The sequence below is a fragment of the Mesorhizobium qingshengii genome (assembly GCF_027563465.1).
GTDB lineage: Bacteria > Pseudomonadota > Alphaproteobacteria > Rhizobiales > Rhizobiaceae > Mesorhizobium > Mesorhizobium qingshengii_A.
The window spans coordinates 1-25,993 of sequence record NZ_JAPFQA010000002.1 but is presented as its reverse complement, the minus strand read 5'-3'; the positions used below and the strand labels follow the sequence as shown (position 1 = coordinate 25,993).

Here is a 25,993-nt window from a genome sequence, read left to right as displayed (position 1 = left end):
GCATGATGAGAATGATGATTGGAATCGGAATTCCGAGCAACCAGAGCAAAATGCCGCGTCCCATGAAAGCCTCCTGTGAGAAATTGTGATCGATGTTGTCACAATGTCCCGAGGAGACTTCTGTTCCGGCGGGTTATAAAATGATTTTGTTTGCCAGGGTGGAACAATTGGCGCGCCGCGGCGCGCCAACACCAGAGATCAGATATCCAGATTGGCGACCGACAGCGCGTTGTCCTGGATGAATTCACGCCTGGGCTCGACCTCGTCGCCCATCAGCCGCGAGAACAGGCTGTCCGCGTCGGTTGCGTCATTGACCTTGACCTGCAGCAGCGAACGCACATTCGGGTCGAGCGTGGTTTCCCAGAGCTGTTCGGCGTTCATCTCGCCGAGACCCTTGTAGCGTTGCATGGTCAGGCCCTTGCGACCAGTCGCAAAGACCGCGTTGAGCAGCGCCAGCGGTCCCGAGATGGTTTCGGAGACTTCCTTGCGGCGCAACACCGGTGGCGTTCCGTAGACGTCGCTGAGGCGCTGTGCGTAGCGGTCGAGCTGGCGCGCGTCGGCCGAATTGATCAGGGCGAGATCCAGATGCGCGTATTCCTTGACGCTGCGCACGGTGCGCTCGAACACATAGCCGCCAGTGCCTTCATTCGAGGTTGACATGCGGCCGGTCCAGCCGCGCTCGGTGTCTTCGGCGATGATGTCGAGGCGCTTGGCGACACGCTCGGCCATGGCATTGGCGCGGCCGAGGTCGGTAAACACGTCCGGGTTAAGGCCCCCGGCGATCGCCGCCTGCTCGACCACGCCTCTGCTGTAGCGCGTGTGCAGGCCGTTGATGAGCTGGCGCACGGCCAGCGCATCGTCGATGGCGCTGCGCAGGTCCTGCCCGGCGCGAACTTCGCCCGAGCCGAGCGCAAGCGACGCCTCTTCCAGCCCCGAACCGATCAGGAATTCCTCGAAGGCGCTCTCGTCCTTGATGTATTGCGAGCTCTTGCCGCGCGTCACTTTGTAGAGCGGCGGCTGGGCGATGTAGAGATGGCCGCGCTCGATCAGCTCCGGCATCTGCCGGAAGAAGAAGGTGAGCAGCAAGGTGCGGATGTGGGCGCCGTCGACGTCGGCGTCGGTCATCAGGATGATCTTGTGATAGCGCAGCTTGTCGGCGTTGAACTCGTCCTTGCCGATCGAAGTCCCGAGCGCGGTGATCAGCGTGCCGATCATGTCGGAGCCGAGCATGCGGTCGAAGCGTGCCCGCTCGACATTGAGGATCTTGCCGCGCAAAGGCAGGATCGCCTGGTTCTGGCGCGAACGGCCGCCCTTGGCCGAGCCGCCGGCCGAGTCACCCTCGACGATGAAGATTTCGGACTTCGCCGGGTCGCGTTCCTGGCAGTCGGCCAGCTTGCCGGGCAGAGAGGTGACGCCAAGCGAGCTCTTGCGGGTGATGTCGCGCGCCTTGCGCGCGGCCTCGCGCGCCGCCGCGGCCTGGATCACCTTCTCGATGACCACCTTGCCCTCGGTCGGGTGCTCTTCCAGCCAGGTGCCGAGCGCCTCGTTGACCAGCCCTTCGACGACCGGGCGCACTTCCGACGAGACCAGCTTGTCCTTGGTCTGCGAGGAGAATTTCGGATCGGGGACCTTGACCGAAAGCACAGCCGTCAGGCCCTCGCGGCAGTCGTCTCCGATCAGCGAGACCTTTTCCTTCTTGGTCAGGCCCGAGGAGTCGCCATAGCCGGTGACCTGGCGGGTCAGTGCCCCGCGGAAACCGGCCAGATGGGTGCCGCCGTCGCGCTGCGGGATGTTGTTGGTGAAGGCCAGCACGTTCTCGTGGTAGCTGTCGTTCCACCACATCGCCACTTCGACGGTGATCCCGTCGCGCTCGGCCTTGATGGCGATCGGCTTGTCGATCAGCGGCTTCTTGACCCGGTCGAGATATTTGACGAACTCTTCGAGCCCGCCATCATAGTGCAGCTCATGGCGCACGACATCGGCATGGCGCGCATCGGTCAGAACGATGCGCACGCCGGAATTGAGGAAGGCGAGCTCGCGCAGCCGGTGTTCCAGTGTGCCGAAGTCGAATTCGACCATGGTGAAGGTCTCGGCCGACGGAAAGAAGGTGATCTGGCTGCCGCTGCGTCCCTCATAGGTACCCGGCTGCTTGTTCTGCTCATAGCTGCCCGTCGCCTTCAGCGGCGCGTCGGCATTGCCATGCGTGAAGCTCATCTCGAAGATCTGGCCGTTGCGGCGGATCTTCAGCTTCAGCCATGCCGAAAGGGCGTTGACCACCGAGACGCCGACGCCATGTAGACCGCCGGACACCTTGTATGAGTTCTGGTCGAACTTGCCGCCGGCATGCAGCTGCGTCATGATCACTTCGGCCGCCGAAATGCCTTCACCGGTGTGGATATCGGTCGGAATGCCACGGCCATTGTCGATAACCGTCACCGAACCGTCGGGGTTGAGCGTCACCGTGACGAGGTCGGCGTGACCGGCCAGCGCCTCGTCGATGGCGTTGTCGACCACCTCATAGACCATGTGATGCAGGCCCGAACCGTCGTCGGTGTCGCCGATATACATGCCGGGGCGTTTGCGGACAGCGTCCAACCCCTTCAAAACCTTGATGGAATCGGCGCCGTATTCGGCTTCGGCGCCGTTGGCGTTTTCGGTCTGGTCGCTCATGAAAACCTGTTGTCTAGATGCCGCTTGTACAGCGCGAAAAATCGGCCCCGAATCGCGCCTCTGCTATCGGCTAGATATAGGCGCTAAAGGCGGTTTTTCCAAGGTTTGCAGCCATTTCCAGGGGAATGAGCCGGCTGTCCATGCCCGGCTCCCACCAGGCCTTATTTCACCTTGGCCAGCCGGTCCTCGAGAAACTTGATCATGAACTTGTATCGCGGTGCCAGCCGCCCGCTGCGGTCGAGCTCCTGCGTCATGTCGAGCGCCTGGGAAAGCACTGCCTTGGGGTTCTTGGCGACCTGGGCGTAATCGACCATGGCAACCACCAGGTCGCGCTGCCAGGTGGCATTGTCCGGGTCGGACTGGGCAAGCTGCTGGCGGATGGCGAGACTGTCCTGGAATGCCTGCCGCGCCCCCTTGATGTCGCGCTGCTTGACTTTGAGCATGCCGATTTCGGACAGCGTGATCGACAGGTCGCGTTGCCAGTCGGCATTGCCCGGATCAAGCTTGGCCAGCCGGTCGGCGATGACGAAACTGTTCATATAGGCTTTCAGCGCGCCTTTCTGGTCGCCCTGTGTGGCCAGAACCCCGGCGACCTTTTCAAGGCAGACGGAAAGGTCGCGTTGCCAGTCGGTGTTGTTCGGGTCACTGGCCGCCAGCACGCGGGCTGTCGAGAGGGCGTCCTGATAGGCGGCGAGCGCCGCCGGCCAGTCCTCCTGATCGCTCAGCGCATTTCCGATCTTGGCGTTGCCGACCGACAGGTCGCGCTTCAGCTCGGTATTGTCAGGGTCGCGGCTCACCAGTTGTTCGACGATCGCCTGGCTCGCATGGTAGGCCGCGAGCGCCCCCGCCGCATCGCCGCGCTCGCGCTTGAGATCGCCGATCGTCTGATGGCTGACCGAGACATCGCGCTGCCGCTCGGCATCCTGCGGTTTCTTGCCGGCCAGCGCCAGGCGGACCTTCAGGCTCTCCTCATACGCCACCTGGGCGTTGTCCAACTGGCCCATGACATGGGCAAGGTCGCCGATCTCGTCATAGCTGATGGTCAGATCGCGCTGCGGCTCGGCGCGGTCCGGCTCGCTGTCGGCAAGCTGCTTCTTGATGGACAGGCTTTCCTGGTAGACCTGCGCGGCACCAGCCAGATCGCCCTGCGTCACCAGCACATTGCCGATCTTGTCGTCGGCCATGGCCAGATCGCCGAACCAGGGCAGCTTGTCCGGGCGGGCCGCGGTCAGGTCCCGCAAGATCGCCTTCGCCGCCTGGTAGCCTTCCAGCGCGGCCGGCAGATCGCCTTGCGCCAGCCGGATGTTGCCGAGCTTGATGTGGCTGACCGCGAAATCGCGCTTGACGCTCGGATCGGTTTCGCGGCCCGAACGCAGCTCGAGATTGGACACCAGCGCCGCAAAGGCACGGCCTGCCGCATCGGTGTTGCCGACAAGGGTGTAGAGCTTGCCGAGCTCATCCAGCGTGCGGATCTGACGGTCGGCGTCGTCCAACGCCAGCGAGGTTTGCCCGGCTTCGCCGTAGAGGGCCAGCACCGATTCATAGTCCTTGATGGCGGTGGCGTAGTCGAGGTCGGCGCGTGCCGCGCCGCCGGAAAGAAAACGCGTCGCGGCTTCGGACAGCGTGCGACTGACGAAGTTGGCCTTCAAGGCATTGCGCGAAACATTGTCGATGTCGGCCGCCCTGGCGAGGATCGCACGCGCGCCATCGAAGGCGCCGAGCGAAAGCTGCTCCTCGGCCTGCCGGCGCAGTTCCGTGACTTGTGGGTCATCGGAGGCGAGCGTTTTCATTTCGCTGCGCACCTTGACGAAGGCGTCGGCCGCTTCGCGCAGCCTGGCATTCAGGCTGTCGGCCGACAAATGGCTGGCATCTGAACTGATCAGCGCGCCATAGAGTGGCGCCAGCGGCATGTCGGCATCGCTGGCGATCTGTTCGACTTCGCCGCGCATTTCCGGCGTCACATCGGCCATGGCGAGCAGCAGGCGCTCGCGCTCCGGCAACGATTCCTTGGCCGAAGCGGCAAAGAACAGTTTCGGCAGGCCGCTCTCGACATAGGGCAGCTGCTTTCCACGCGAAAGGTCATAGACCTCCTGCTGGACCAAGGTCAGGACCGAACGGATCTCGAGGCCGTCGGTGCCGAGATATTTGACCAGCGCCGTCGTGAATGGCGAGTTCTGGCCGGTTCCGTCGGCGGCTGTTTCGCCGGGTGCCGCTGAAAAGGCGAACAGGATGTTCTCGGCGCGGCCAATGCGGCCGAGGCCCGGCCGGACCTTCTCCGCGACATCCTTGGCCAGTGATGTCGCGCCACGCCCTTCGCTCGCCGTGCCCGAGAACGGATCGCTGCGGCAGGCGTCGAGCACGATCAGCCCGACCTTGGCGGTGGCGGCAACCGCGTCGCGCACCTCCTCCAGCGGCAGGCTGGTCTTTTCCAGCGCATCGAGCGAAGAGGCATCGGCATCGATCGGCAGCAGCCGGTTGTCGCCAGAGATTTCGACGCCGTGGCCGGAGAAATAGAGCAGCGCCACGTCTGCCCCTTTGGCGTCCTGGCGAAAATCGTCGAGCGCTCGCCGCATGCGCCTGAGATCGCGGTTGGTTTCGAGAACGACCTCGAAACCGAGCTTCTTCAGCGCCGCTTCCATGGCCTCGCCGTCATGAACGGGATTGGCGAGCTGCCGGACCAGGCGGTAGTCGTCATCGGCAATCACCAGCGCCACGCGCCGCTCCGCCATCGCAGTGGCGGTCGCCGACAAGATCAGCAGCAAGGCAAACAGCAAGCGCAAGTCGAACCGCCCCCGGCTCGTTCATTTGCGCGAACATTCCACCTCTTTATGGCATGAGCAAGCCGGGCTTTTTGGCCGAAAACCGGCTCGTTCAGGAGGCGCGCATCGGCTTCAACGCCTCGCTCCAGCGCAACAGCTCGTCCAGCATGGCTTTAGCTCCGCTCTGCACATGTTCGCTGGGCCGGAAAGAGCCGTCGTTCTCGAGCAGTTTCTGATAGAGCGGCAACGAAACGCCCTCGGGGATCGGCATGATGCCGACCGAAGTCAGCAGCGGCTTGACCGCTTGCGCCGCGCGCAGGCCGCCGGAGACGCCGCCATAGCTGAGGATGGCGGCGGGTTTGTATTTCCACTCGCGCGCGAGATAGTCGACGGCGTTGACGATCGCCGGAGCGGCGAAATAATTGTATTCCGGCGCCACGAACACAAAGGCGTCGGCGGCATCGATCGCCTTCGACCAGGCCTTGGTATGATCGTTCTGGTAGTTGCCGAGCCTCGGGTGATGCGGTTCGTCCAGCACCGGCAGGTTGAACGCGGCGATGTCGGTCAGCACCGGCTCGAATTTCCCGTGCTCGCGCGCGAATGTCTCCAGCCACTGCGCAAATACCGGTCCGGCGCGGCCGGGCCGCGTGCTGCCGATGATGATGTTCAGCTGGTGCTTCAAGGTCGGCTCCTTCGTTTGGCGGTATCTGTTGGTGACTGTCACTACGGCACAGCGTCCGGGTGGACAAGGCGGGACCTTGCGCGCGGCGGTCACGATCGGATGAACAGGCTGTCTGCCGCGACGTCCCGGTCGCGCGGCTTGAGCATTGCTGTTCGGCCACATGGACGCCTGGATTGCCAGCCACTACATTGATGTATCAGCGGAGCACATGATGGACACCCAGCCCGCCCCCTTCGTTCCCCCCGCACCGAAGCCGCGCACGTCGCCGCCTTCGACGCTGGAGATGATCCGCATCGTCTATCGCAATCCGCTCGAGCTGTGGGGCGAGCCGACCTACAACGAGCCTTGGATATCGGTGAATGGCGTTGGCGGACATCTGGTCATAGCCAACGATCCCGGCCTCATCCGCCATGTGCTGGTCGACAACGCCAAGAACTACAAGATGGCGACGGTGCGCCAGAAGATCCTGCGGCCGATCCTGCGCGACGGCCTGCTGACCGCCGAGGGCGAGGTCTGGAGGCGTTCGCGCAAGGCGATGGCCCCGGTGTTCACGCCGCGCCATATTTTCGGCTTTGCCCAGCCGATGCTCAGGCGCACGCAGGAGTTCGTCACCCGCTACGAAGAGGGCGGCACGTCCGACATCGCCCATGACATGACCCTGCTCACCTACGACATTCTGGCCGAGACGCTGTTCTCGGGCGAGATCGCTGGCGAGCCTGGCAGTTTTGCGAATGAAATCGACCGCCTGTTCGAGACGATGGGCCGCGTCGATCCGCTCGACCTGTTGCGTGCCCCCGACTGGCTGCCACGCCTGACCCGCATCCGTGGCCGCAAGACCATGGCCTATTTCCGCAAGATCGTGACGGACACGGTCAAGATGCGCGAAGACAAATTCAAGCGCGATCCCGATGGCGTGCCGCAGGATTTCCTGACGCTGCTGCTCAAGGCGGAAGGGCCGGAAGGACTGACGCGGGCCGAGGTCGAGGACAACATCATCACCTTCATCGGCGCCGGCCATGAGACGACGGCGCGCGCACTCGGCTGGACGCTCTATTGTCTCGCGGAATCACCATGGGAGCGCGACAGGATCGAGCGGGAGATCGACCAGGTGCTGGCGCGCGAGCCCGATCCGACGAAGTGGCTGGACGCCATGCCGTTGACCCGCGCCGCTTTCGACGAGGCGCTCAGGCTCTATCCGCCGGCGCCATCGATCAACCGCGAGCCGATCGTGCCGGAGATGTGGAAGGATCTTTACATCCCGAAGCACGCGGCCGTGCTGGTGATGCCGTGGGTCGTCCATCGCCACCGGAAGCTTTGGGACAGGCCCGACGCCTTCCTGCCGGAACGCTTCCACCCGGGAAACCGTGAAAAGATCGACCGCTTCCAGTATCTACCGTTCGGCGCGGGCCCGCGCGTCTGCATCGGCGCCAGCTTCGCCATGCAGGAGGCGATCATCGCGCTCGCCATCATGCTGTCGCGCTTCCGCTTCGACACGACGGCCGAGACCAAGCCCTGGCCGGTGCAGAAACTGACCACGCAGCCGCAAGGCGGCCTGCCAATGCAGGTCACGCCTCGCCATCGTTGAGGGGCAAGACCCTTCTGGAAGTTAAGCTGCGGGCTTGCGCTGCTGGAACTGGCCGGCGGCGCGGAACCGCCAGAGGTAGCTCGGCAGGATCGAGCCGATCGATTGCGGCTGGATGCCGAGCCCGGGCAATGTCCGGTTGGCCTTCGCCGCCGCGTCGGAAACGATGTTGTGCTCGCGCAGCTGCAGCACCTGGTCCTTGGTCAGCAGCGGATTGGGCAACAGGCCGAGGATCGAGGCCTCGATGTTTGCTACCCACCACGGCACCGGCACCAGCAGGCGCTTGCGCTCGATCACTTCAAGCAGCTCTTCCATGCACTCCTTGAAGGTAAGCACCTCCGGTCCGCCAAGTTCATAGATCTGGCCGCCCCCGACCTTGCCGTCGACCGAACGCGCCACCGCTTCGGCAACGTCGCCGACATAGACCGGTTGGAACTTGGTCTGGCCGCCGCCGATCAGCGGCAGCACCGGCGAATAGCGCGCCATGTTGGCGAAGCGGTTGAAGAATTCGTCCTCGGGCCCGAAATTGATCGATGGCCGGAAGATCACGGCGTCCTTGATCGTCTCGAGCACGGCCTTTTCGCCAAGCGCCTTGGTGCGTGCGTAGTCCGACCCGGACTCCAGATCGGCGCCAAGCGCGGAAACGTGGGTCAGGCCGGCGCCGACGGCGCGCGCCGCTTCGGCCACGGCGCGGGCGCCGAACTCGTGCAAGGCGGAGAATTTCTGGCGGCCGGTCTCATGCAGGATGGCGACGAGATTGACGACATGGTCAGCACCCTGCACGGCGCGGTCGATCGACCAGCGCACGCGCACATTGGCCTGCACCGGCTGGATCTGGCCGACATTGCCAAGCGGCTGCAGGTGGCCGGCAAGATCGGGCCGCCGGCAGGCGACCCGGATGCGATAGCCGCGCTTGGCCAGCGCGCGCACGACATGGCGGCCGACAAAGCCTGACCCGCCAAAGACGACGACGAGCTTTGGGGTCTGCAGGATTTCGGTCATGGCTGGCTCCGGCGCACGTTCCAGATGGCTTGGCTGAAGCCGTTTCATAGTCGGTTTTGCGCCAAAGGCAAAGGGCGACGCGTCGTCGCTGTCCCCCTTGTTTTTGAGCAATTCCAGGAAAAGTGCGAAGCGGTTTTCCCGGGAAAAGCGCATAGCGCTTTCCCCTGGGAATTGCGTCAGGACCAAAACGAGTCTGAATGCCTTGCCGATGCGGGCGTCGACCGAGTGGCGGTTGCCGCCGGGAATGACCAAGAAGAGCAGGATCGCGGTCCACGAAAGCGATTTCTCGGCGGCCGAAAGGACGCGTGTTTTATTGACGCACCCGCGGGCAAATTCAAACGCAGAAAACCCCGCCGAGGCGGGGTTTTCCGGGTGACGCTCATGTCGAAACCAGGGTCCAACGAGGCTGCCTGACCTGAGACGGTATCAAGTGGGCGCGAAGCAAGCACGCCCGCCCCAGCCCTGGACACATTCGACCGGATGGCACCGACCGGGCAAACCCGACCCGGACAGCTATTGGTCGTCGCAACGCACCAGAAGGTTCAGCGAGGCGCGGAAAAAATCCGTTGACTTCATTCAGGAAGAATAACGCGCCGCGAACTCGGAGATGCGCTGCACCACCGCCTTGGACGCGGTGATCCCGCGCGCTTGCGCCCTCTCGACGGCCTCGGCGCGGGCGCGGCCCGGCACATGCACGCCATAGCGGCGCCGCAGCCGGTCGAGCTGGTCCTTCATCCGCTGCTCGAAGTCCGGGTCGAGCAGCTTGGGCTCCACCGCAAGCACGAACAGCCCGGTGCCGGGGCTCTCCGCTCCGCCGGTGAACCATGGCGCGTCGAGCGACCAGTTGGCGCCCGACAGGCCGGCCGCCAGCACTTCGACCATCAGGGCGATATTGGCGCCGCGCTGGCCGCCGAAGGCGAGCATGGCGCCTTTCATGGCGGCGGCCGGATCGGTGGTCGGGTTGCCGCTGGCGTCCAGCGCCCAGCCTTCGGGTATCTTCTTGCCGTCTTCCGCCGCCTTTCGGATATTGACGAAAGCGGTGGCGCTCGACGACTGGTCGATGACCAGCGGCGCGCCGTCGGCGGCAGGGGCCGCAAACGACATCGGGTTGGTGCAGTAGACCGGCTTGGTCGAGCCCGAGCCGGCGAGAATGGCCGGGCCGTTGGTGGCGGCGAACGACACCAGCCCCTGGGCGGCCAGCCGTCCGGTGAAATAGCCGAGCGCGCCGCATGTATAGGCGTTCTTCTGCGAGAAGATGGCGACACCGAACAACCGCGCGGCCTTGGCGAGGTCGTCGATTGTGCGGTCGAAGCCGGTATGCGCCAGACCGCCGCGCGCGTCGGAGAGATAGACCGCGAGTGCCGGCCGGGTGATCACCGGATCTGCATTGCCGTCAATGCGCCCGGCTTCCAGCGCCTCGAGGTAGTCGATGAGATGCGACAGCCCGACGGTCGAAAGCCCTTCCGCCTCGGCTGATATGATCGAGGCGGTGAGCGATTGCGCCGCTTCCTCATTGGCACCGGCGCCAAGCGCCGCCATTCGGCACAGTCCTTTGGCCTGGTCGAGACTGAGTTGCATCACGATGAGTTCCTGAGTGAGTAGCGAACAGGGAATAGCGAATAGGGGAATGGCGAGCTGTCGGCCATCGCGCGTCCCCTGTCCCCGATTACTACTCGCTATTCGCTATTTGCTTCTACCCAATTTTGTTGGGGATCCGCGCCTCGATCCTGCTGAACGCGAAGACGAGAATGCCGGTGATCGTCATGTAGATCAGCGCCAGCAGCAGCAAGGGTTCGTAGGTGAGGTAGGTGTCCTGCCGCACCTTCGACGAAACGGCGAAGATGTCGATGACGCTGATCGTCGCCACCAGCGGCGTCGATTTCAACTGCAGCACGGTCTCGCCGGTCAGCGTCGGCAGCGCCCGGTAGAAAGCCTGCGGCAGCCAGATGCGCCGGAAGATCTTCCAGCGGCTCATGCCGAAGGCGCGCGCGGCTTCCAATTGCCCCTTGGGAACGCCGGCAAACGCACCGCGCATCACTTCGCCCTCATAGCCGGCGAAGGACAAGGTCAGCGCCAGTACGCCATAGGGCCACGCCTGCCGCAGATACGGCCACATCCAGGACTCGCGGACCCACGGGTACTGCGGAAACAGCGAGCCCAGGCCGTAATAGAGCAGCCACAGCTGGATCAGAAGCGGCGTCCCCCGGATGATCGTGCAGAAGGCCTTGGCGGGCGCGGCGAACCAGAACGAACCGGTGGCCTGCGCCAGCCCGAGCGGCACCGCGAACAGGAAGCCCAGAATGCAGGTGACGGCCAGGATCCACAGCGAGCGCCAGATGCCGATCAATCCCATTTCATAATATTGCGGCAACCAGTCCCAGCGCATGAAAAAGGCTGCCGCCAGAACCAGCCCCAGCGCGATCAGGATCAGCACGATGCGATGCGGCTGCAGCCACAGCGAGGTCCGCGCGACAACGTTGATGATGGCCGCTTCGTTGGCCATCAGCGTGCTTCCCTGAGCGAAGGCATGCCGCGCCGGGACCATGCTTCGACGCGGCCGATAAGGAAATTGGAAATCAGGGATAGCAGCAGGTAGAGCACTGCCGCGGCAAAGAAGAAGGTGAAATAAGCCTTGGTGACGCCCGCGGCCTGCCGTGTTGCCAGCGCCAGTTCGTAGAAACCGACGACCGCCAGCAGGGCTGTATCCTTGGTGGCAATGAGCCAGAGATTGGCAAGGCCCGGTATGGCGAAAGGCAGCATTGCCGGCAAGGTGATGCGCCGCAGGAGAAGTCCAGGAGACATTCCATAGGCGCGGGCGGCTTCAATTTGGCCCTGCGGAATGGCCAGGATCGCCCCACGGATCACCTCGGTCGAGTAGGCGCCCTGGACAAAGCCGAGCACGGCGATGCCGGCGGCAAGGCCGCTGATGTCGACGCGCTGATAGCCCATTGCCGTCAGCGCCTGATTGATCAGGTCGGTGCCGGCGTAATAGAGCAGCAGGATCAGCACCAGTTCGGGCACCGCGCGCACGATGGTCGTGTAGACACCCAGCAGGTCGCGCACCACCGGACCGCCATAAAGCTTGCCATAGGCGCCGCCGGTGCCGATCAAGAGACCGAGGCACGTGGCGCCCAGCGCGATCTCGATCGAATGCAGAAGCCCAACCAAAAGCGTCCTGCCCCAGCCCGGTGGGTTGGGCGAGAGAAGTTCGATGATGCCGGCCGCCGAGGCCGAAAGAAATGCGTCGATCAGCTTCGCCCCCGGATTGCTGCGTCAGCCGCTGGCCATTTTCGTCAGCGAAAGCGTGCGTGGAGAGGTTCAGGCAAACCGCACGGCGCTCAACGCGCCGCGCGGTCACAAGCCCAGACTTGCCGATCAGTTCGACTGCGCGCCGCCGCCGCCGTAAATATCGAAATCGAAGTACTTCTTCGAAATCTCGTCATATTTGCCGTTGGCGCGAATGGCCTTGATGCCGGCGTTGATCTTTTCCTTCAGGTCGGTGTCCTCCTTGCGGACGCCGGCGCCGACGCCCGGTCCGAGCACTTCATCGTCCGGAGCCACCATGCCCTTCAGATCGCAGCAGGCCTTGCCCTGGTCCGACTTGAGGAATTCGCCAAGCGCGATGGAATCGGCCTGTACCGCGTCGAGACGGCCGGCGGCGAGATCCTGGTTGGCCTCGTCCTGGGTCTGGTATTCCTTGATTTCCTGCGCCCCGGTGAAGTGCTTCTTGGCGTACACGGCATGCACCGTCGACACCTGGACCCCGATGACCTTGCCCTTGAGGTCGTCCGGAGCGGAGCCGAACTTCTGGTCCTTTGGTCCGATGATCGCGGTCGGGGTGTTGTAGTACTTGTCGGAGAAGTCGATCGTCTTCTTGCGCTCCTCCGTGATCGACATCGAACTGGCGATGACGTCGATTTTCTTGGTCGTCAGCGCCGGAATGATGCCGTCCCAGGCGACGGGGGTGATGACACAGTCGAGCTTTTCTTCGGCACAGACGGCGTCGATGAAATCGATCTCCCAGCCGACCCATTTGCCGGACGCATCCGGCGAAGTGAAGGGCGGATAGGGTTCGGCGGCGACGCCGATCTTGACAGGATCGGCCTTGGCCACGCCCATGGCGGCGACGCCCAGCAGCAGCGCCGCGGCGAATGTCTTCAGAACAGTCTTCATTTTAACGACTCCCAGTTTGTTGTTGGTTCCCGGTTTTTCTTCCGTCGCGGCCTTTCCCTAGCCGATGTTGCGGATGAACTGCTTGAGCCTCTCGGATCTGGGCGCGCCGAAGATCTGCTCCGGCGGTCCTTCTTCCTCGACCAGCCCGTTGTAGAGATAGACGACGTGTGTCGCGACCTCGCGGGCGAACTTCATCTCGTGTGTGACCAGCACCATGGTGCGGCCTTCGCGCGCCAGGTCGCCGATCACCTTCAGCACCTCGCCGACCAGCTCGGGGTCGAGTGCGGAGGTCGGCTCGTCGAACAGCATGACGCGCGGATTGATGGCCAAGGCGCGAGCGATCGCGGCCCGCTGCTGCTGGCCGCCCGACAGATAGGCCGGATAGACGTCGCGCTTTTCGGCCAGGCCGACGCGGGCAAGCAGCTTTTCCGCCTCGGCGACGGCCACCTCGCGCTTGACGCCAAGCACATGCACCGGAACCTCGATGACGTTTTCGATCAGCGTCATATGGCTCCACAGGTTGAAGTTCTGGAACACCATGCCGAGCTTGGAGCGGATGCGTTCGATCTGCCTGCGGTCGGCCGGAACCGTGTGGCCGTGGCTGTCGGCCTTCAGCTTGATCTCCTCGCCATTGACACGGATGACGCCGCTGGTCGGGTTTTCCAGGCAGTTGATGCAGCGCAGCAGTGTCGATTTGCCCGAGCCCGAGCCGCCGATGATGGCGATGACCTCGCCGTCGCGCGCCGACAGCGAGACGCCCTTCAGCACATGCAGCTCACCGAACTTCTTGTGCAGGTTCTCGACATGGATGGCTTCGGCGGCGCCGTCCTGCGCCGTGTGTTTCAGTGCGGGTGCGGCGAGTTGAGCCATCATCCCTTCGACGCTCCGCGGAGCGGTCGAGCTCGTCGCTGCTGGATTCTTTTACCCATTACCCGTCACTGACAGAGTTCCCGTTCTCAAGATGGACCGTTCCGCTTGCCTCCGTCAACCATGGTTTTTGGACTATTGATCACGGCCTGCTGTAGTGGTTAGTGGCGGCAACGGACGCTTCGGGAGAATTGAGTGGGCAAAACATACGGGTCGCAGTCGATGGCCGGACCGTTGAAGCGCGTGCTGATGCGCTCCGCCGAGAGCGCCATGCGTCATGCCAGGGCGCAGGAATGGCACTACGGCCCCGGCTTCGATGCGCAAAAAGCCGCTGCCCAGCATGAGCAGCTGACCAGCATGGTCGCAGCCTCCGGCGCCGAGATCGAATGGCTGACGGACGCCGATGACGGGCTGGCCGATTCCGTTTTCACCCATGATCCGTCGCTGATGACCGATCATGGCGCGATCATTCTCTCGATGGGCAAGGCGCTGCGCCAGCCTGAGCCCGGTCTGCATGAGATAGCCTACAGGCGCATGGGCATCCCCCTTCTCGGCCGCATCGATGGTCCGGGCCAGGTGGAAGGCGGCGACTGCGTCTGGGTGGATGCAGACACGCTGGCCGTCGGCCGTGGCGTGCGCACCAACCAGCACGGCATCCAGCAGCTGTCAAACCTGCTCTCGCCCAAGGGCATTTCGGTTTATGGCTTCGACCTGCCGCTCTGGCATGGCGAGGAAGCCTGCCTGCATCTGATGTCGGTGATCAGCCCGCTTGCCGACGATCTGGCGCTGGTCTACGCGCCTTTGCTGCCGGCCGCTTTCTACCAGCTGCTGCGCGCGCGCGGCATCAGGCTGGTCGAGGGCGATGCCGACGAATTCTTCGCCTCCAACGGGCTCAGCCTCAATGTGCTGCCGACGGCGCCGCGCCAGGTGATCGCTGTCGCCGGCTTTCCCAGGACAGCGGCTGCCATGCAGGCGGCCGGCTGCGCGGTTTCCACCTTCGAGGCGGATGCGCTCTGCATCGCATGCGAGGGCGGCCCGACTTGCCTGACACGACCGGTGCTGCGCCAATGACGAGCATCGGGACGACTGTCGGCGAGGCTCTCATTTCGCTGCTCGAAGCCCATGGCGTCGATACGGTCTTCGGCATTCCCGGCGTGCACACGGTCGAGCTTTACCGGGGACTTGCCCGCTCGAAGATTCGCCATGTCACGCCGCGCCACGAACAGGGCGCCGGCTTCATGGCGGACGGCTATGCGCGCGCCAGCGGCAGGCCGGGCGTCGCCTTCGTCATCACCGGACCTGGGCTGACCAACACCATCACGGCCATGGGTCAGGCGCGCGCCGATTCAGTGCCGATGCTGGTGATCTCCGGGGTCAACGCCACGCCGACGCTGGGCAAGGGTCTGGGCTTCCTGCATGAACTGCCCGACCAGCGCGGCATGATGGAAAAGGTGGCGCTGTTTTCTCAGCGCGTTACCGAAGCCGGCGAACTGCCCGGCGCGCTCGCCCGTGCCTTCGCCCTGTTTTCATCGTCGCGGCCAGGCCCGGTGCATATCGAGATCCCGACCGACGTCATGGTCAAGCCGGCGGACGGCATCGCTGCCGTCCTGAGCAATGCCGCGCCGCCCGTGCCGGAGCGCGCGGCAATCGCCAGGGCGGCCGAACTCATCGCCGCGGCGCGCCGTCCGCTGATCCTTGCCGGCGGCGGCGCCAAGCGCGCCGAACCGTCATTGCGGCGCCTTGCCGAGCGGCTCGGGGCGCCGGTCGTGCAGACCGCCAATGCGCGCGGTCTCTTGCACGGCCATCCGCTTTGCGTGCCGGCCAGCCCCAGCCTGAAGGTGGTGCGGGCGCTGATGGCCGAAGCCGACCTGGTCATCGCCGCCGGCACCGAATTCGGCCCGACCGACTATGATGGCTACAGCGACGGCGGTTTTGTCCTGCCCGCCAACCTCATCCGCATCGATATCGGCGCCGACCAGCTCGCCCGCCGCCCGGTGACTGTTGCGATCCAGGCCGATTGCGCCGAGGCGCTCGAAGCGCTGCTCCTGGAAACCAGCCATGTCCGTGCAAACGAAGCCGGCCCGGCGCGCGCCGCCGCTGCACGGGAAGCGGCCTTTGCCGAGATCAATCCGACGTTGCAGGCACAGGTGCGCGCCGTCGAGACGATCCGCGATGCGCTGCCGGGCGCGATCATCGTCGGCGATTCCACGCAACCGATCTATGCCGCCAACCTTTATTACGATCATGACCGGCCAGGTGGCTGGTTCAATGCCGCCACCGGCTTCGGCGCGCTTGGCTATGGTCCGCCGGCGGCGATCGGCGCCGCCCTTGCCGTGCCCGATGCGCCGGTCGTATGCCTGACCGGTGACGGCGGCTTCCAGTTCACCTTGCCGGAACTGGGTGCCGCGCTCGATGCCCAGGCGTCGGTCATCTTCGTGGTCTGGAACAATCGGGGCTACCGCGAGATCGAAACCTCGATGCTCGACGTCGGTGTCGAGCCGGTCGGTGTGTCGCCGGCGCCGCCGGATTTCTGCAAGCTGGCGGAAGCCTATGGCATCAGCGCCGAACGCATTGCCGACATCGACGACCTGGCGGGCGCGCTGAAACGCGCGCGGGCAACCGGACTGCCGCGCGTCATCGAAATCACCGTCGATTGAGCATTGGCGGCGCAACGTGCCTCGTGCCTAGGCTTTGCATGGACCCCCGCTGGCCGGCGGGCGGATGCATGCAAAGACGCGACGACTGCCATGTTGAGATTTCAGTTGAGTGATCGCGCGAAAGGCGCGATTTTCTGCGCCGGCGCGGCACAAGCATAAGAAGAAAAATGACAGGAGCGGTCGAAAGATGACGGAAACACTTGATGGCAGGCATATCGTCGTGACCGGCGGAACCGGGGCGCTCGGTGGCGCGGTAGTCGGCAAACTGCTGGGTGAGGGCGCGATCTGCCATGTACCCAATGCCCATGCCGCCGCGCCCGCGCATTTCCCCTTCACCGCGCATGACCGTGTCAGGCTGGTGCACAATGTCGATCTCTCGGACTCCGCCAAGGTCGAGGCGTTCTACAGCCAGGTCCCAGGCCTGTGGGGCTCGATCCACCTGGCCGGCGGCTTTGCCGCGGCGCCGGTGGAAAAGATCGAATCGGCATCCTTTGCCGAGATGATGGACACCAATGCGCGCACCGCCTTCCTGTGCTGCCGCGCGGCGGTGCGCTCGATGCTGGTGTCGGGCACCGCGGGCCGCATCGTCAACGTCACGGCGCGCGCCGGGCTCGATCCACGGCGTGGCGGTGGCATGGTTGCCTACGCCGCCAGCAAGGCGGCGGTCGCGGCAATGACGGTGGCAATGGCCGAGGAACTCAAGGGCAAGGGCATCCTGGTCAATGCCGTGGCGCCGTCTACGCTCGACACGCCGGCGAACCGCGCCGACATGCCGGACGCCGATGTCACCAAATGGGTCAGCCTCGAGGCGGCGGCCGAAGCCATCGCCTATCTCGCCTCACCGGCCAATCAGGCGATGAGCGGCACGTTGGTACCGCTTTACGGCAGGGCCTGAGCAGAGAGCGTCGAAGCGGGGCAGCCGGCTTCCGATCCATCGGTATTGCGGTAGCTGTAGATTCGCAGTGGCGATGAAGCATCCGTAGGGCACTCCCTCAACCATGCCGGCGGGTGGCCTTCCATCAGCGCCGCCGCGAATGGATAGGCGGCTTCGAGATGTGGCGAGGGCGGGTCTCGCCACGCGCAAATCGCAACATGCGTCGCCTTGGAGGCATCGAGGATCGCGCGCGGGTCGGCGGTCGAAGGGTCGAGAAAACGATAGCTCCGTTCGATGCCCTTGGCTGAAGGGTGGTTGGGGATCGTCACGACCTTGGGACCTTCGGCAAGCGCGACAAAATGCGATCCGATCAATGGTGGCGCAAGAACGACGGCGCCTGCCGGCCAACCCCGTTGCGGATCAAAATGACTGAAGTAACAACTGTCGGCGAACTCGGCAGCGGGAATCGCTGCCTGGGATGCTCTCACCGAGAGGTGGTATAGCGCCATTGCTCCCGACAGGACGAGACCGGGGACGATCAACGCGTATCTGCGCGATGCCACCGGCACGGGAGATTCCAGGTAGCGGGCCAGTCTTGCGTCGCGTGGCAGGAAACTCGCCAGCACGAAGATCAGGCCGATGCCGGAAAAAACCGGCAGATAGCGGAAGTAGCGGAGATAGTCGATCGCCAGCACCAGAGCGAGCAGCGAGAACAGCGCCAGTATGACGAGGGGGCGGCTTCGGCCATGCGGATCGAGGCAGATGACAACCGGGGCAAGCGCGCCGACAAAAAGCAGCACCATGCTCGGAAAACTTGCCGACAGAACGAAATCAGGCCGCCGAAACAGGCTCAATTCCTGGAGGATTCTGTTGAGCATGTTGTCGCGAACATAAGCGTCGAGCGAGCCATAAGGGCCGGCCAGGCATTGCGGGAACAACATCACCAGCGCCGCCAGGCTGGCGGCCGCGAACACCAGCAGAATTGCCGCGCGCGTTGCCCATCCGCCGCGCCGTCCGACAAGCAAAGGCACGACGGCAAATGAAAGCCCGGCCGCGGCCAATGCCGTCACATGCGGCGCCGAATAGGTGTCGCATCTGACGGCGGCATAGGCTGAAGGCGGCACGATCGCGGCGTACAGACCGACCGCGCCAATGGCCAGGGCCAGCCCAAAACCGACGATCCTGTCTTCACCGCCTTCGCGGCCAAGGATCCAGTCAAAGGCATAGACTGCCATCACGAGAGCATAGAACGGCGCGAACTCGGCGCTGACAGCAATTGCCAGGGCCGCCAGCAGCCCGTTGACGAAGGCTGAAAGGCGGTTCGGCGACATCATCAACACCAGGGCCGCGAGCAGCAGCAATATTTGCAGATTGTGATAGTCGATCCGTCCCGGGGCGTATTCGAAAAAGGTGCGCACGGCAAAGATCAAAGCCAGCGGCAATGCAACGGCCGGGTAGGCAAAACCGGTGGCGATCACCAGTCGATTGTAGAAATAGAGCGCCGGCGCGAGCAGCAGCAGCGGAACCGCAAAGCTTGCCAGCATCAGCGCCGGCTCGAAGCCGGCAAACGGCGCGAGCAGGCGCGCGAAGGCGGCATAGGGCAGGTCCACGATCCATGGCCAATGCGAGACATAGGGCTCTGGCTGGACAATGCCGGGCAGCGTCCGGTCGAAGATGTTGCCCGTTTCAAGCAAGGTACGGACTTCATGCAGTTTCAGGAGGTCGTCCGCGTCGCCATTGAGCCGGAAGTCCAAGGACCACAGAACGGTCATCAAGATCGCCATTGCGCAATAGCAGAAAAAGGCCGGCGACCTGGTGTAAAGACGCAGCAACCACGACGATCCCCTGGTGGAACGATCATCGCCATTGCGCATGAAAAGCCTCCCTCGCGGACCACAAGGCAAATACGCGAGGAAGTTTATCTTACCGTAAAGAAAAACCCCGCCGGAGCGATCCGGCGGGGTTTTGTTGATAACCGCGCGAACTGCGCGGCGGCAGCCGATGCTTAGCTGCCCTGCTTCTTCAGCGCGGCACCCAGGATATCGCCCAGCGAAGCGCCGGAGTCGGTCGAGCCGTACTGGGCAACCGCTTCCTTCTCCTCGGCGATTTCCAGCGCCTTGATCGAGACCTGCAGCTTGCGGGTCTTCTTGTCGAAGGCGATGACGCGGGCATCGACCTTCTGGCCGACGGTGAAGCGCTCGGGGCGCTGCTCGTCGCGGTCGCGGCTCAGATCGGAGCGCTTGATGAAGGTCTCGATGCCGCTGTCGACCAGCCGCACTTCCAGACCACCATCCTTGACGCCGATGACTTCGCAGGTGACGACGGCGTTTTTGCGCAGTTCGCCCGAAGTCGCTGCCTCGCCGACCGTATCCTTGGCCAACTGCTTGATGCCGAGCGAGATGCGCTCCTTCTCGATGTCGACGTCGAGCACCTGCGCCTTGACCATGTCGCCGCGATTGTACTCTTCGATGACCTGCTCGCCCGGACGGGTCCAGTCGAGGTCGGAGAGGTGCACCATGCCGTCCACGTCGCCTTCCAGGCCGATGAACAGGCCGAACTCGGTCTTGTTCTTGACCTCGCCCTCGACCTGGCTGCCGACCGGATGGGTGCGCGCGAAGGCTTCCCACGGGTTTTCCAGCGTCTGCTTGAGGCCGAGCGAGATGCGGCGCTTGGCCGGATCGACCTCGAGCACCACCACGTCGACTTCCTGCGTCGTCGACAGGATCTTGCCGGGATGCACGTTCTTCTTCGTCCACGACATTTCCGAAACGTGGATGAGGCCCTCGATGCCCGGCTCCAGCTCGACGAACGCGCCGTAGTCGGTGATGTTGGTGACGGTGCCCTTGATCTTCTTGCCGATCGGGAACTTGGTGCCGATCTCGGACCACGGATCGCTCTCGAGCTGCTTCATGCCGAGCGAGATGCGGTGGGTTTCCTGGTTGATGCGGATGATCTGCACCTTGACCGTCTGGCCGATGTTGAGGATTTCGGTCGGATGGTTGACGCGGCGCCATGCCATGTCGGTGACGTGCAGCAGGCCGTCGATGCCGCCGAGGTCGACGAACGCACCGTAGTCGGTGATGTTCTTGACGACGCCTTCGACAACCTGGCCTTCTTCGAGGTTCTGCACGATTTCCGAACGCTGTTCGGCGCGGCTCTCCTCAAGCACGGTGCGGCGCGACACCACGATGTTGCCGCGGCGGCGATCCATCTTGAGGATCTCGAAGGGCTGCGGGTTGTGCATCAGCGGCGAGACGTCGCGGATCGGGCGGATATCGACCTGGCTGCGCGGCAGGAAGGCCACGGCTCCGTCGAGGTCGACGGTGAAGCCGCCCTTGACCTGGTTGAAGATGACGCCTTCGACGCGCTCACCCTTGGTGAACTTCTCTTCAAGACGGACCCAGCTCTCTTCGCGGCGGGCCTTCTCGCGCGAAAGCATCGCTTCGCCAAGCGCGTTCTCGATGCGCTCGACATAGACCTCGACCGTGTCGCCGACCTTGAGCGTCGTGTCCTTGCCCTTGACGCCGAATTCCTTCAGCGGCACGCGGCCTTCGACCTTGAGGCCGACATCGATGATCGCCATGTCTTTTTCAATGGCGGTGATGATGCCCTTGACGACCTGGCCTTCGCCGGAGTGGCCGGCGGTAAATGATTCTTCGAGCAGGCTCGCGAAATCATCGCGAGTGGGATTTGCAGCTGACATTGTTTCTCCTGGATGCCCCGCATCTGTCGCGGGACGGGCGCCGTGGGTTAGCGTTGCTTGGGCCTGCCGGCGTTCCGGGCTACAAAAGCCCTGGGCCGCTCTTTAGGCGGCAATTCCGGCGCATGAAGAATGCTGGCAGGCTGGTTCGTGCCCGATATGGGTATTTTCTTCGCCTCCGGCAATCGGAAACAGCATGAAAACCCAGCTCAGGCCTTGTCTCTCTTGGCCAGCACGTCGTCGATAACAGCTCTGGCTGCGAGAAACGCGGCTTCTATAGCCATTTCGCTGGTATCAAGCAAGTGCGCGTCGGCCGCGGGCTTCAACGGCGAGTCGGCGCGGCCCATGTCGCGCTCGTCGCGGTGCACGATATCGGCGAGGATTTCGGCGAAATTGGCGGTGCCGCCGATGCTTTCGATCTCGGCCAGCCGCCGCCTTGCCCGCACCTCGGCGCTCGCCGTCACATAGAGTTTTATGTCGGCGTCGGGACAGACCACGGTGCCGATGTCACGGCCGTCGAGCACCGCGCCCGGCGGTGTCTTGGCGAAGTCGCGCTGCTTTTCGACCAGGATCCGCCGCACCGTCGGGAAAACGGCGACCTTCGAGGCGGCCTCGCCGATGGCATGCGCCGACAGGACCGCCCGGTCGAGCCTTGCCAGATCGACCTGGCGGGCCGCGGTTTCCGCCGCCGAGACATTGTCGAGCGGCAGCGCGTGCTGGATCAGCGCATGGGCCACCGCGCGATAGGTGAGGCCGGTGTCGAGCAGGTTCAGCCGGTAATGGTCTGCGAGCCGCCGGGCAAGGGTGCCCTTTCCGGCTCCGGCTGGGCCGTCTATGGCGATGGTGAAGACGTGTGTCATTGGCAGGGAACCGGCCTTCGCCCCGTCGTCATCCCAGGGCGGAGCAGGAGCGAAGCTCCGTCGCTGAGACTCCAGGATGACGAAGGGAGGTACGCTGGCGCCCAATCTCCACGGTTTGCGATTGCCACGACTGTCATCCGATCTCCGCGCCCAGCCCCTTCATCAGCCCCATGAACTCAGGAAAGCTGGTCGCGATCATCGCCTGGTCGTCGATGGTCACCGGCTTCTCCGTTGCCAGTCCCATGACCAGAAAGCTCATGGCGATGCGGTGGTCGAGATGGGTCTGCACGGTCGTGTCCTGGCCGTTGGGATGGCCGCCCAGCCCCTTGCCGCCCGGCCTGCCGCGCACCGCGAGCGAGGCTTCGCCCTCGGTGCAGTCGACGCCGTTGAGCTTCAGTCCGTTGGCGACGGCCGACAGCCGGTCGGATTCCTTGACCCGCAGCTCTTCCAGCCCCTGCATCAGCGTTTCGCCCTCGGCGAAGCTGGCGGCGACCGCGAGCACCGGATACTCGTCGATCATCGACGGCGCCCGCTCGGGCGGCACGGCGACGCCTTTCAGTTCGGAGTAGCGCACGCGCAGGTCGGCGACATCCTCGCCTCCGGCATTGCGCGGGTTGAGGATGTCGATCTTGCCGCCCATTTCCTGCAGCGTCAAAAGCAGTCCGGTGCGGGTCGGGTTCATCAGCACGTTTTCGATGACAATGTCCGAGCCCGGCACGATCAATGCCGCCACCAGCGGGAAGCCGGCCGAGGACGGGTCGCCCGGCACCGCGATCGTCTGGCCGGTGAGCTTGCCCTGGCCCTCGATGAAGATGTGGCGCACGCCGCGCTCGTCGGTCTCCACCGACAAATTGGCGCCAAACCCCTTCAGCATCTTTTCGGTGTGGTCGCGCGTCATCACCGGCTCGATGACGGTGGTGATGCCCGGCGTGTTGAGGCCGGCCAGCAGCACCGCCGACTTCACCTGCGCCGAGGCCATCGGCACCCGGTAGGTGATCGGCGCGGCATGTTTTGGCCCATGCAGCGTGATCGGCATGCGGTCGCCGGGCGTCGCCTTCAGCACCTGCACGCCCATCTGGCGCAAGGGTTCCAGCACGCGGCCCATCGGCCGGCCCGACAGCGAGGCGTCGCCGATGAAGGTCGTTTCCATGTCATAGGTGCCGACCAGGCCCATGGTGAGCCGCGAGCCGGTGCCGGCATTGCCGAAATCGAGCGGGCCTTCCGGCTGCAGCAGCGCGCCGTTGCCCGTGCCGCGGATCACCCACTCGGCGCCGCGCTTTTCGATATGCGCCCCCATCGCCTTCATGGCCGCACCCGTGCGCATCACGTCCTCGCCCTCCAGCAGGCCGGTGATGCGAGTCTCGCCGGAGGCGAGGCCGCCGAACATGAAGGAGCGGTGCGAGATCGACTTGTCGCCCGGCACGCGTGCCGTGCCGGAAAGGGCTGATGATCTGCGGGCGGTGGCCGGCTTTGGGGCGGCAGCGTGAGACATGGAATTTCCCTGGACGGAACGCCGGCGGCCCGGCGCTTTTCATTTGTTGCGGCGGTCTCGTATCACGGCGGGGCGAAATGGTCATCCCCAGGGTCGCCACTTGCCGCGAGGCCTTTCAATGCATGGTTTTGTGACGCCGGCTTTTCGCTTTGACAGCGCTGCAAACTGTGGTTAAGGGGACCACTCTTTTATTGACGAGGCTTGCCGTGGCAAAAACCGAACTTGGCACAAAACGCATCGACCCGGAGACGGGCCGAAAATTCTACGACCTGAACAAGGACCCGATCGTCTCGCCCTACACCGGCAAGACCTATCCGCGTTCCTATTTCGAGGAAGGCAAGATCGCCGCCCTCGAGGAGGAAGAGGAAGTGGCCGAGAAGGAAGTGGACGCCGAGGACGAAGAGGGCGTTGAGGTCGTCTCGCTCGAAGAGGCCGACGAGGACGTCAAGGCCGACGATCTGCCCGATCTCGGCGATGACGAGGACGACGTCGACCTCGGCGACGACGAGGATGACACCTTCCTGGCCGACGAAGAGGAAGAAGACGACGACGTCGCCGACATGATCGGCGTTGGCGACGACGACGACGAGGTCTGATCGGCCTGGGACGCAAGCGTTTGCAGGCTTTCTCGGCCTGTGAACAAAAAGCCGGTATTCAAGGCTTGATATTGACGAAGGGCGGGGTTAGAAGCCGCCTGCACTAACGGCTCGGTCTCCAACCCGCGCCGGATCTCTTCGCCGGAAACGGCGCCGGTTGACTGCCGGAAGTGGGGCCATAGCTCAGTTGGGAGAGCGCTTGAATGGCATTCAAGAGGTCGTCGGTTCGATTCCGATTGGCTCCACCAGTTTTCCCCCAATCATTCCAGATAGTTACATAGTCGCCCGTTCCGGGCCGGTTAGTAGAAAATGGCTCGGGGCCCCGCCGGGGCACCGCGAGACTCATTTTCGACCCTGCAGAAATCTTTCTGGCTAACCCGCCCCTCGGGCAGGCGCGCGCGTATTGGTCGGGAAACCATCAAAAAGGTTCGAAAGGTCGAGCGGCCTCTAGCCATGTCACAACTTCTCATTAACCAAATCAGCGCAGCCCAATATGCACCGGGCTGGTTGTGCGTCTCTCCGGTAGCGTCCCGGCAATGGCGGAAATCACCCTTCCCGCCTTTTAGGCAACAGCCGGGGCGCATTTGGGGCCACGCCAAGCTACCAGCGTGAATAGCCGCCTCGGAGCATCACCATGTCCGAATCCTCTTCGTCCTCTTCCGGCTGATATGGTTTTGGCGCCACCAAGATCGCGCTCCCTGTATCGTCGCTGCTCTTCGCGGTGTTTGATTGGGTCCCTGACCATCTCGAATAGGGCAGCTCGGTCCGCGTTTTGCGCAAGCAATCGGGCGCAATTGTGCCCGCTGATCCCGCCATTAGCCCCAGAAAGCAAGAATGCCCGCCACCGTGGAGGCAGCGAGCCAGCTATCCCATCTCGCAAGATTTACAGGCCCTGCCCGCCTAGAATAAAGCCGGGAAGTCGTAATCGGTCGGATCGGCTTCGCGCTCGTCGTCAAGTTCGCGCTCGTCGTCCCCCTCCCTATCATAGGTGCCGACGACTTCGATCCCGCCTGCCAGATACGGTTCGAGATCCGGGTCCGGCTCTACGAAGTCCAGCAGTGGGAGCGGACATTGCTCCGCTCCCAAATAGTCGGCGTTCGGCTGCTACTTGGAGCCGCCGAGTGCCTTCAGCTTCTCGCAGAACTTGGCATGCGGCTTGCTCATCGCCGCATCGTTGCATTCCTTCATCATCTTGTCCTGATCGCCCTTGGCCATCGCCGCCCAGACCTTCTTCATGTCGGCGTCGGACTTCATAGTCTTCATGCTCGCGTCGGTGAAGAACGGCGACATCATCTTGGGCTCATCGAGGGCCCCGGCCAGAGCAGCGCCAGCCAATACGGTTGCTGCAAGTGCTCCTAAGCACGCTTTTTTGATGTTCATGGAAATTATCTCTTCCCTGGTTGTTTCCTCGGCCCTTGGACGGGCCAAAGTATCATTACCACCTTCCTCAAGGAAACCTTCCTTACGAATCCGTAAGTCGCGCACCTGCGGTCGGTATCACAGGCTGAACAAGAGCAACGAATTCTCTTACCCCTTCGCTGCTCGTGGGTGTGAACACCCATCAGCCCGCTGCCCCCGCAGCGGGCTGGCCTGCTGTAAGCGCCTTGCTCGGCAGAGCCATTGTCGATGAAAGTGAGCGGAACCGAATCGGGGGTTCGCAGCTTTTGGATTCAACGAAGAATTCATGAGGCGCGTCTAATGTTCAGTGACAAAGAAACACGAGTTTTGGAAGCAGGGCTGTTCGCCGCAGTGCCGCTCTCAATCTTGATCGCGGTGGTGATGGCTAGCCTTACGTTTGGTTGGTTTGGATGACCACTCGCGGCATCAAATTGTTGGCGGATGCCAAGCCTGTCGGCATAAAGCGCGGTGCGGCCCGAACGGGCGTTGTTTAGGGCGAAATCGAATCGAGCCCTTGCGTGGAGAGGCTTCGCCCTCGTGAATTGCTGATGAGGACCGAGGACGCGCCTAGCCCTTCGCCTCTTTCATCGCTTGCGCAGTCGCGCTAACAGGCCGCGAAAACCGAACGGCAACCAAACCGTTTGAATGTCGATCTGGTCTGACGCAAATGCGCTCCTTCGT

21 protein-coding genes and 1 tRNA gene are annotated in these 25,993 nt (G+C 63.7%); 8 read left to right on the top strand and 14 right to left on the bottom strand.

Features of this window, described 5'->3' with window-relative positions; translation table 11 throughout:
• Positions 1-198: 198 nt before the first annotated feature.
• From gyrB to OOJ09_RS04685, 3 genes are all read right to left on the bottom strand, one after another.
• Complete coding sequence (gene gyrB / locus OOJ09_RS04695) at positions 199-2,670, bottom strand: DNA topoisomerase (ATP-hydrolyzing) subunit B (RefSeq protein ID WP_269904083.1); 2,472 nt, start codon at positions 2,668-2,670, stop codon at positions 199-201.
• A 161-nt stretch (positions 2,671-2,831) separates the two neighbouring features.
• Entirely contained in the window at positions 2,832-5,450 is a 2,619-nt protein-coding gene (locus OOJ09_RS04690) for a caspase family protein (RefSeq protein WP_269904082.1), read from the bottom strand.
• 91 nt (positions 5,451-5,541) lie between these two features.
• Positions 5,542-6,111 (bottom strand): NADPH-dependent FMN reductase, encoded by a 570-nt coding sequence (locus tag OOJ09_RS04685; protein ID WP_269904081.1) that lies wholly within the window; start codon positions 6,109-6,111, stop codon positions 5,542-5,544.
• Between the two features lie 211 nt (positions 6,112-6,322).
• Between OOJ09_RS04685 and OOJ09_RS04680 the strand changes: the two genes are divergently transcribed.
• On the top strand, positions 6,323-7,696 hold the full coding sequence (locus OOJ09_RS04680; protein ID WP_269904080.1) for a cytochrome P450: 1,374 nt from the start codon (positions 6,323-6,325) through the stop codon (positions 7,694-7,696).
• A 21-nt stretch (positions 7,697-7,717) separates the two neighbouring features.
• Here OOJ09_RS04680 and OOJ09_RS04675 read toward each other — a convergent pair whose 3' ends face one another.
• Complete coding sequence (locus OOJ09_RS04675; protein ID WP_269904079.1) at positions 7,718-8,695, bottom strand: complex I NDUFA9 subunit family protein; 978 nt, start codon at positions 8,693-8,695, stop codon at positions 7,718-7,720.
• Positions 8,696-8,719: 24 nt separating this feature from the next.
• Between OOJ09_RS04675 and OOJ09_RS04670 the strand changes: the two genes are divergently transcribed.
• Positions 8,720-9,109: a hypothetical protein gene (locus tag OOJ09_RS04670; protein WP_269904078.1), complete on the top strand. Its 390-nt coding sequence runs from the start codon at positions 8,720-8,722 to the stop codon at positions 9,107-9,109.
• A gap of 162 nt (positions 9,110-9,271) precedes the next feature.
• Here OOJ09_RS04670 and OOJ09_RS04665 read toward each other — a convergent pair whose 3' ends face one another.
• From OOJ09_RS04665 to OOJ09_RS04655, 3 genes are all read right to left on the bottom strand, one after another.
• The gene (locus OOJ09_RS04665) at positions 9,272-10,273 is read right to left on the bottom strand and encodes an Ldh family oxidoreductase (protein ID WP_269904848.1); all 1,002 of its coding nucleotides are present in this window, start codon (positions 10,271-10,273) and stop codon (positions 9,272-9,274) included.
• 115 nt (positions 10,274-10,388) lie between these two features.
• On the bottom strand, positions 10,389-11,198 hold the full coding sequence (locus OOJ09_RS04660) for an ABC transporter permease (protein WP_269904077.1): 810 nt from the start codon (positions 11,196-11,198) through the stop codon (positions 10,389-10,391).
• The gene (locus OOJ09_RS04655) at positions 11,198-11,911 is read right to left on the bottom strand and encodes an ABC transporter permease (RefSeq protein WP_269904847.1); all 714 of its coding nucleotides are present in this window, start codon (positions 11,909-11,911) and stop codon (positions 11,198-11,200) included. The genes OOJ09_RS04660 and OOJ09_RS04655 overlap by 1 nt, the downstream gene beginning before the upstream one ends.
• Here OOJ09_RS04655 and OOJ09_RS04650 point away from each other — a divergent pair.
• Positions 11,907-12,101, top strand: a complete 195-nt coding sequence (locus tag OOJ09_RS04650; RefSeq protein ID WP_269904076.1) for a hypothetical protein — start codon at positions 11,907-11,909, stop codon at positions 12,099-12,101. The genes OOJ09_RS04655 and OOJ09_RS04650 overlap by 5 nt on opposite strands.
• On the opposite strand, the gene OOJ09_RS04645 is transcribed toward OOJ09_RS04650, so the two are convergent.
• Positions 12,071-12,868: a transporter substrate-binding domain-containing protein gene (locus OOJ09_RS04645; protein WP_256749190.1), complete on the bottom strand. Its 798-nt coding sequence runs from the start codon at positions 12,866-12,868 to the stop codon at positions 12,071-12,073. The genes OOJ09_RS04650 and OOJ09_RS04645 overlap by 31 nt on opposite strands.
• 57 nt (positions 12,869-12,925) lie before the next feature.
• A complete protein-coding gene (locus OOJ09_RS04640; RefSeq protein ID WP_269904846.1) occupies positions 12,926-13,738 on the bottom strand; it encodes an ABC transporter ATP-binding protein in 813 nt (270 codons plus the stop codon).
• Between the two features lie 219 nt (positions 13,739-13,957).
• Here OOJ09_RS04640 and OOJ09_RS04635 point away from each other — a divergent pair, with 219 nt between their 5' ends.
• The 3 genes from OOJ09_RS04635 to OOJ09_RS04625 all read left to right on the top strand — a co-directional run bounded on the left by OOJ09_RS04635 (position 13,958) and on the right by OOJ09_RS04625 (position 17,287).
• The gene (locus OOJ09_RS04635; RefSeq protein WP_269904845.1) at positions 13,958-14,806 is read left to right on the top strand and encodes a dimethylarginine dimethylaminohydrolase family protein; all 849 of its coding nucleotides are present in this window, start codon (positions 13,958-13,960) and stop codon (positions 14,804-14,806) included.
• Positions 14,803-16,392 carry a 5-guanidino-2-oxopentanoate decarboxylase gene (locus OOJ09_RS04630; protein ID WP_269904075.1) on the top strand — a complete coding sequence of 530 codons (1,590 nt, stop codon included), beginning with the start codon at positions 14,803-14,805 and terminating at the stop codon, positions 16,390-16,392. The genes OOJ09_RS04635 and OOJ09_RS04630 overlap by 4 nt, the downstream gene beginning before the upstream one ends.
• Before the next feature lie 187 nt (positions 16,393-16,579).
• Positions 16,580-17,287 carry an SDR family NAD(P)-dependent oxidoreductase gene (locus OOJ09_RS04625; RefSeq protein WP_269904074.1) on the top strand — a complete coding sequence of 236 codons (708 nt, stop codon included), beginning with the start codon at positions 16,580-16,582 and terminating at the stop codon, positions 17,285-17,287.
• Here the strand turns inward: OOJ09_RS04625 and OOJ09_RS04620 are convergent.
• The 4 genes from OOJ09_RS04620 to aroA all read right to left on the bottom strand — a co-directional run bounded on the left by OOJ09_RS04620 (position 17,272) and on the right by aroA (position 23,318).
• Complete coding sequence (locus OOJ09_RS04620) at positions 17,272-19,038, bottom strand: hypothetical protein (RefSeq protein ID WP_269904073.1); 1,767 nt, start codon at positions 19,036-19,038, stop codon at positions 17,272-17,274. The genes OOJ09_RS04625 and OOJ09_RS04620 overlap by 16 nt on opposite strands.
• A 233-nt stretch (positions 19,039-19,271) precedes the next feature.
• On the bottom strand, positions 19,272-20,969 hold the full coding sequence (gene rpsA, locus OOJ09_RS04615; RefSeq protein WP_091580884.1) for a 30S ribosomal protein S1: 1,698 nt from the start codon (positions 20,967-20,969) through the stop codon (positions 19,272-19,274).
• 206 nt (positions 20,970-21,175) lie between these two features.
• Positions 21,176-21,826 (bottom strand): (d)CMP kinase, encoded by a 651-nt coding sequence (gene cmk, locus OOJ09_RS04610; protein ID WP_269904072.1) that lies wholly within the window; start codon positions 21,824-21,826, stop codon positions 21,176-21,178.
• A 133-nt stretch (positions 21,827-21,959) separates the two neighbouring features.
• On the bottom strand, positions 21,960-23,318 hold the full coding sequence (aroA, locus tag OOJ09_RS04605; RefSeq protein ID WP_269904071.1) for a 3-phosphoshikimate 1-carboxyvinyltransferase: 1,359 nt from the start codon (positions 23,316-23,318) through the stop codon (positions 21,960-21,962).
• Positions 23,319-23,524: 206 nt separating this feature from the next.
• Between aroA and OOJ09_RS04600 the strand changes: the two genes are divergently transcribed.
• Complete coding sequence (locus tag OOJ09_RS04600; RefSeq protein ID WP_091581070.1) at positions 23,525-23,914, top strand: TIGR02300 family protein; 390 nt, start codon at positions 23,525-23,527, stop codon at positions 23,912-23,914.
• A 172-nt stretch (positions 23,915-24,086) separates the two neighbouring features.
• Positions 24,087-24,162: transfer RNA gene (locus tag OOJ09_RS04595), tRNA-Ala, on the top strand.
• 856 nt (positions 24,163-25,018) lie between these two features.
• On the opposite strand, the gene OOJ09_RS04590 is transcribed toward OOJ09_RS04595, so the two are convergent.
• Positions 25,019-25,294 carry a hypothetical protein gene (locus OOJ09_RS04590; protein ID WP_269904070.1) on the bottom strand — a complete coding sequence of 92 codons (276 nt, stop codon included), beginning with the start codon at positions 25,292-25,294 and terminating at the stop codon, positions 25,019-25,021.
• Positions 25,295-25,993 lie beyond the last annotated feature (699 nt).

Coding starts and splice junctions, on each gene's coding strand:
- OOJ09_RS04645 (WP_256749190.1), bottom strand. CDS start 12,868: ATGAAGACTGTTCTGAAGACATTCGCCGCGGCGCTGCTGCTGGGCGTC.
- cmk (WP_269904072.1), bottom strand. CDS start 21,826: ATGACACACGTCTTCACCATCGCCATAGACGGCCCAGCCGGAGCCGGA.
- rpsA (WP_091580884.1), bottom strand. CDS start 20,969: ATGTCAGCTGCAAATCCCACTCGCGATGATTTCGCGAGCCTGCTCGAA.
- OOJ09_RS04590 (WP_269904070.1), bottom strand. CDS start 25,294: ATGAACATCAAAAAAGCGTGCTTAGGAGCACTTGCAGCAACCGTATTG.
- OOJ09_RS04665 (WP_269904848.1), bottom strand. CDS start 10,273: ATGCAACTCAGTCTCGACCAGGCCAAAGGACTGTGCCGAATGGCGGCG.
- OOJ09_RS04635 (WP_269904845.1), top strand. CDS start 13,958: ATGGCCGGACCGTTGAAGCGCGTGCTGATGCGCTCCGCCGAGAGCGCC.
- OOJ09_RS04675 (WP_269904079.1), bottom strand. CDS start 8,695: ATGACCGAAATCCTGCAGACCCCAAAGCTCGTCGTCGTCTTTGGCGGG.
- aroA (WP_269904071.1), bottom strand. CDS start 23,318: ATGTCTCACGCTGCCGCCCCAAAGCCGGCCACCGCCCGCAGATCATCA.
- OOJ09_RS04640 (WP_269904846.1), bottom strand. CDS start 13,738: ATGGCTCAACTCGCCGCACCCGCACTGAAACACACGGCGCAGGACGGC.
- OOJ09_RS04625 (WP_269904074.1), top strand. CDS start 16,580: ATGACGGAAACACTTGATGGCAGGCATATCGTCGTGACCGGCGGAACC.
- OOJ09_RS04670 (WP_269904078.1), top strand. CDS start 8,720: ATGGCTTGGCTGAAGCCGTTTCATAGTCGGTTTTGCGCCAAAGGCAAA.
- gyrB (WP_269904083.1), bottom strand. CDS start 2,670: ATGAGCGACCAGACCGAAAACGCCAACGGCGCCGAAGCCGAATACGGC.
- OOJ09_RS04620 (WP_269904073.1), bottom strand. CDS start 19,038: ATGACCGTTCTGTGGTCCTTGGACTTCCGGCTCAATGGCGACGCGGAC.
- OOJ09_RS04660 (WP_269904077.1), bottom strand. CDS start 11,198: ATGGCCAACGAAGCGGCCATCATCAACGTTGTCGCGCGGACCTCGCTG.
- OOJ09_RS04680 (WP_269904080.1), top strand. CDS start 6,323: ATGGACACCCAGCCCGCCCCCTTCGTTCCCCCCGCACCGAAGCCGCGC.
- OOJ09_RS04630 (WP_269904075.1), top strand. CDS start 14,803: ATGACGAGCATCGGGACGACTGTCGGCGAGGCTCTCATTTCGCTGCTC.
- OOJ09_RS04650 (WP_269904076.1), top strand. CDS start 11,907: ATGATGCCGGCCGCCGAGGCCGAAAGAAATGCGTCGATCAGCTTCGCC.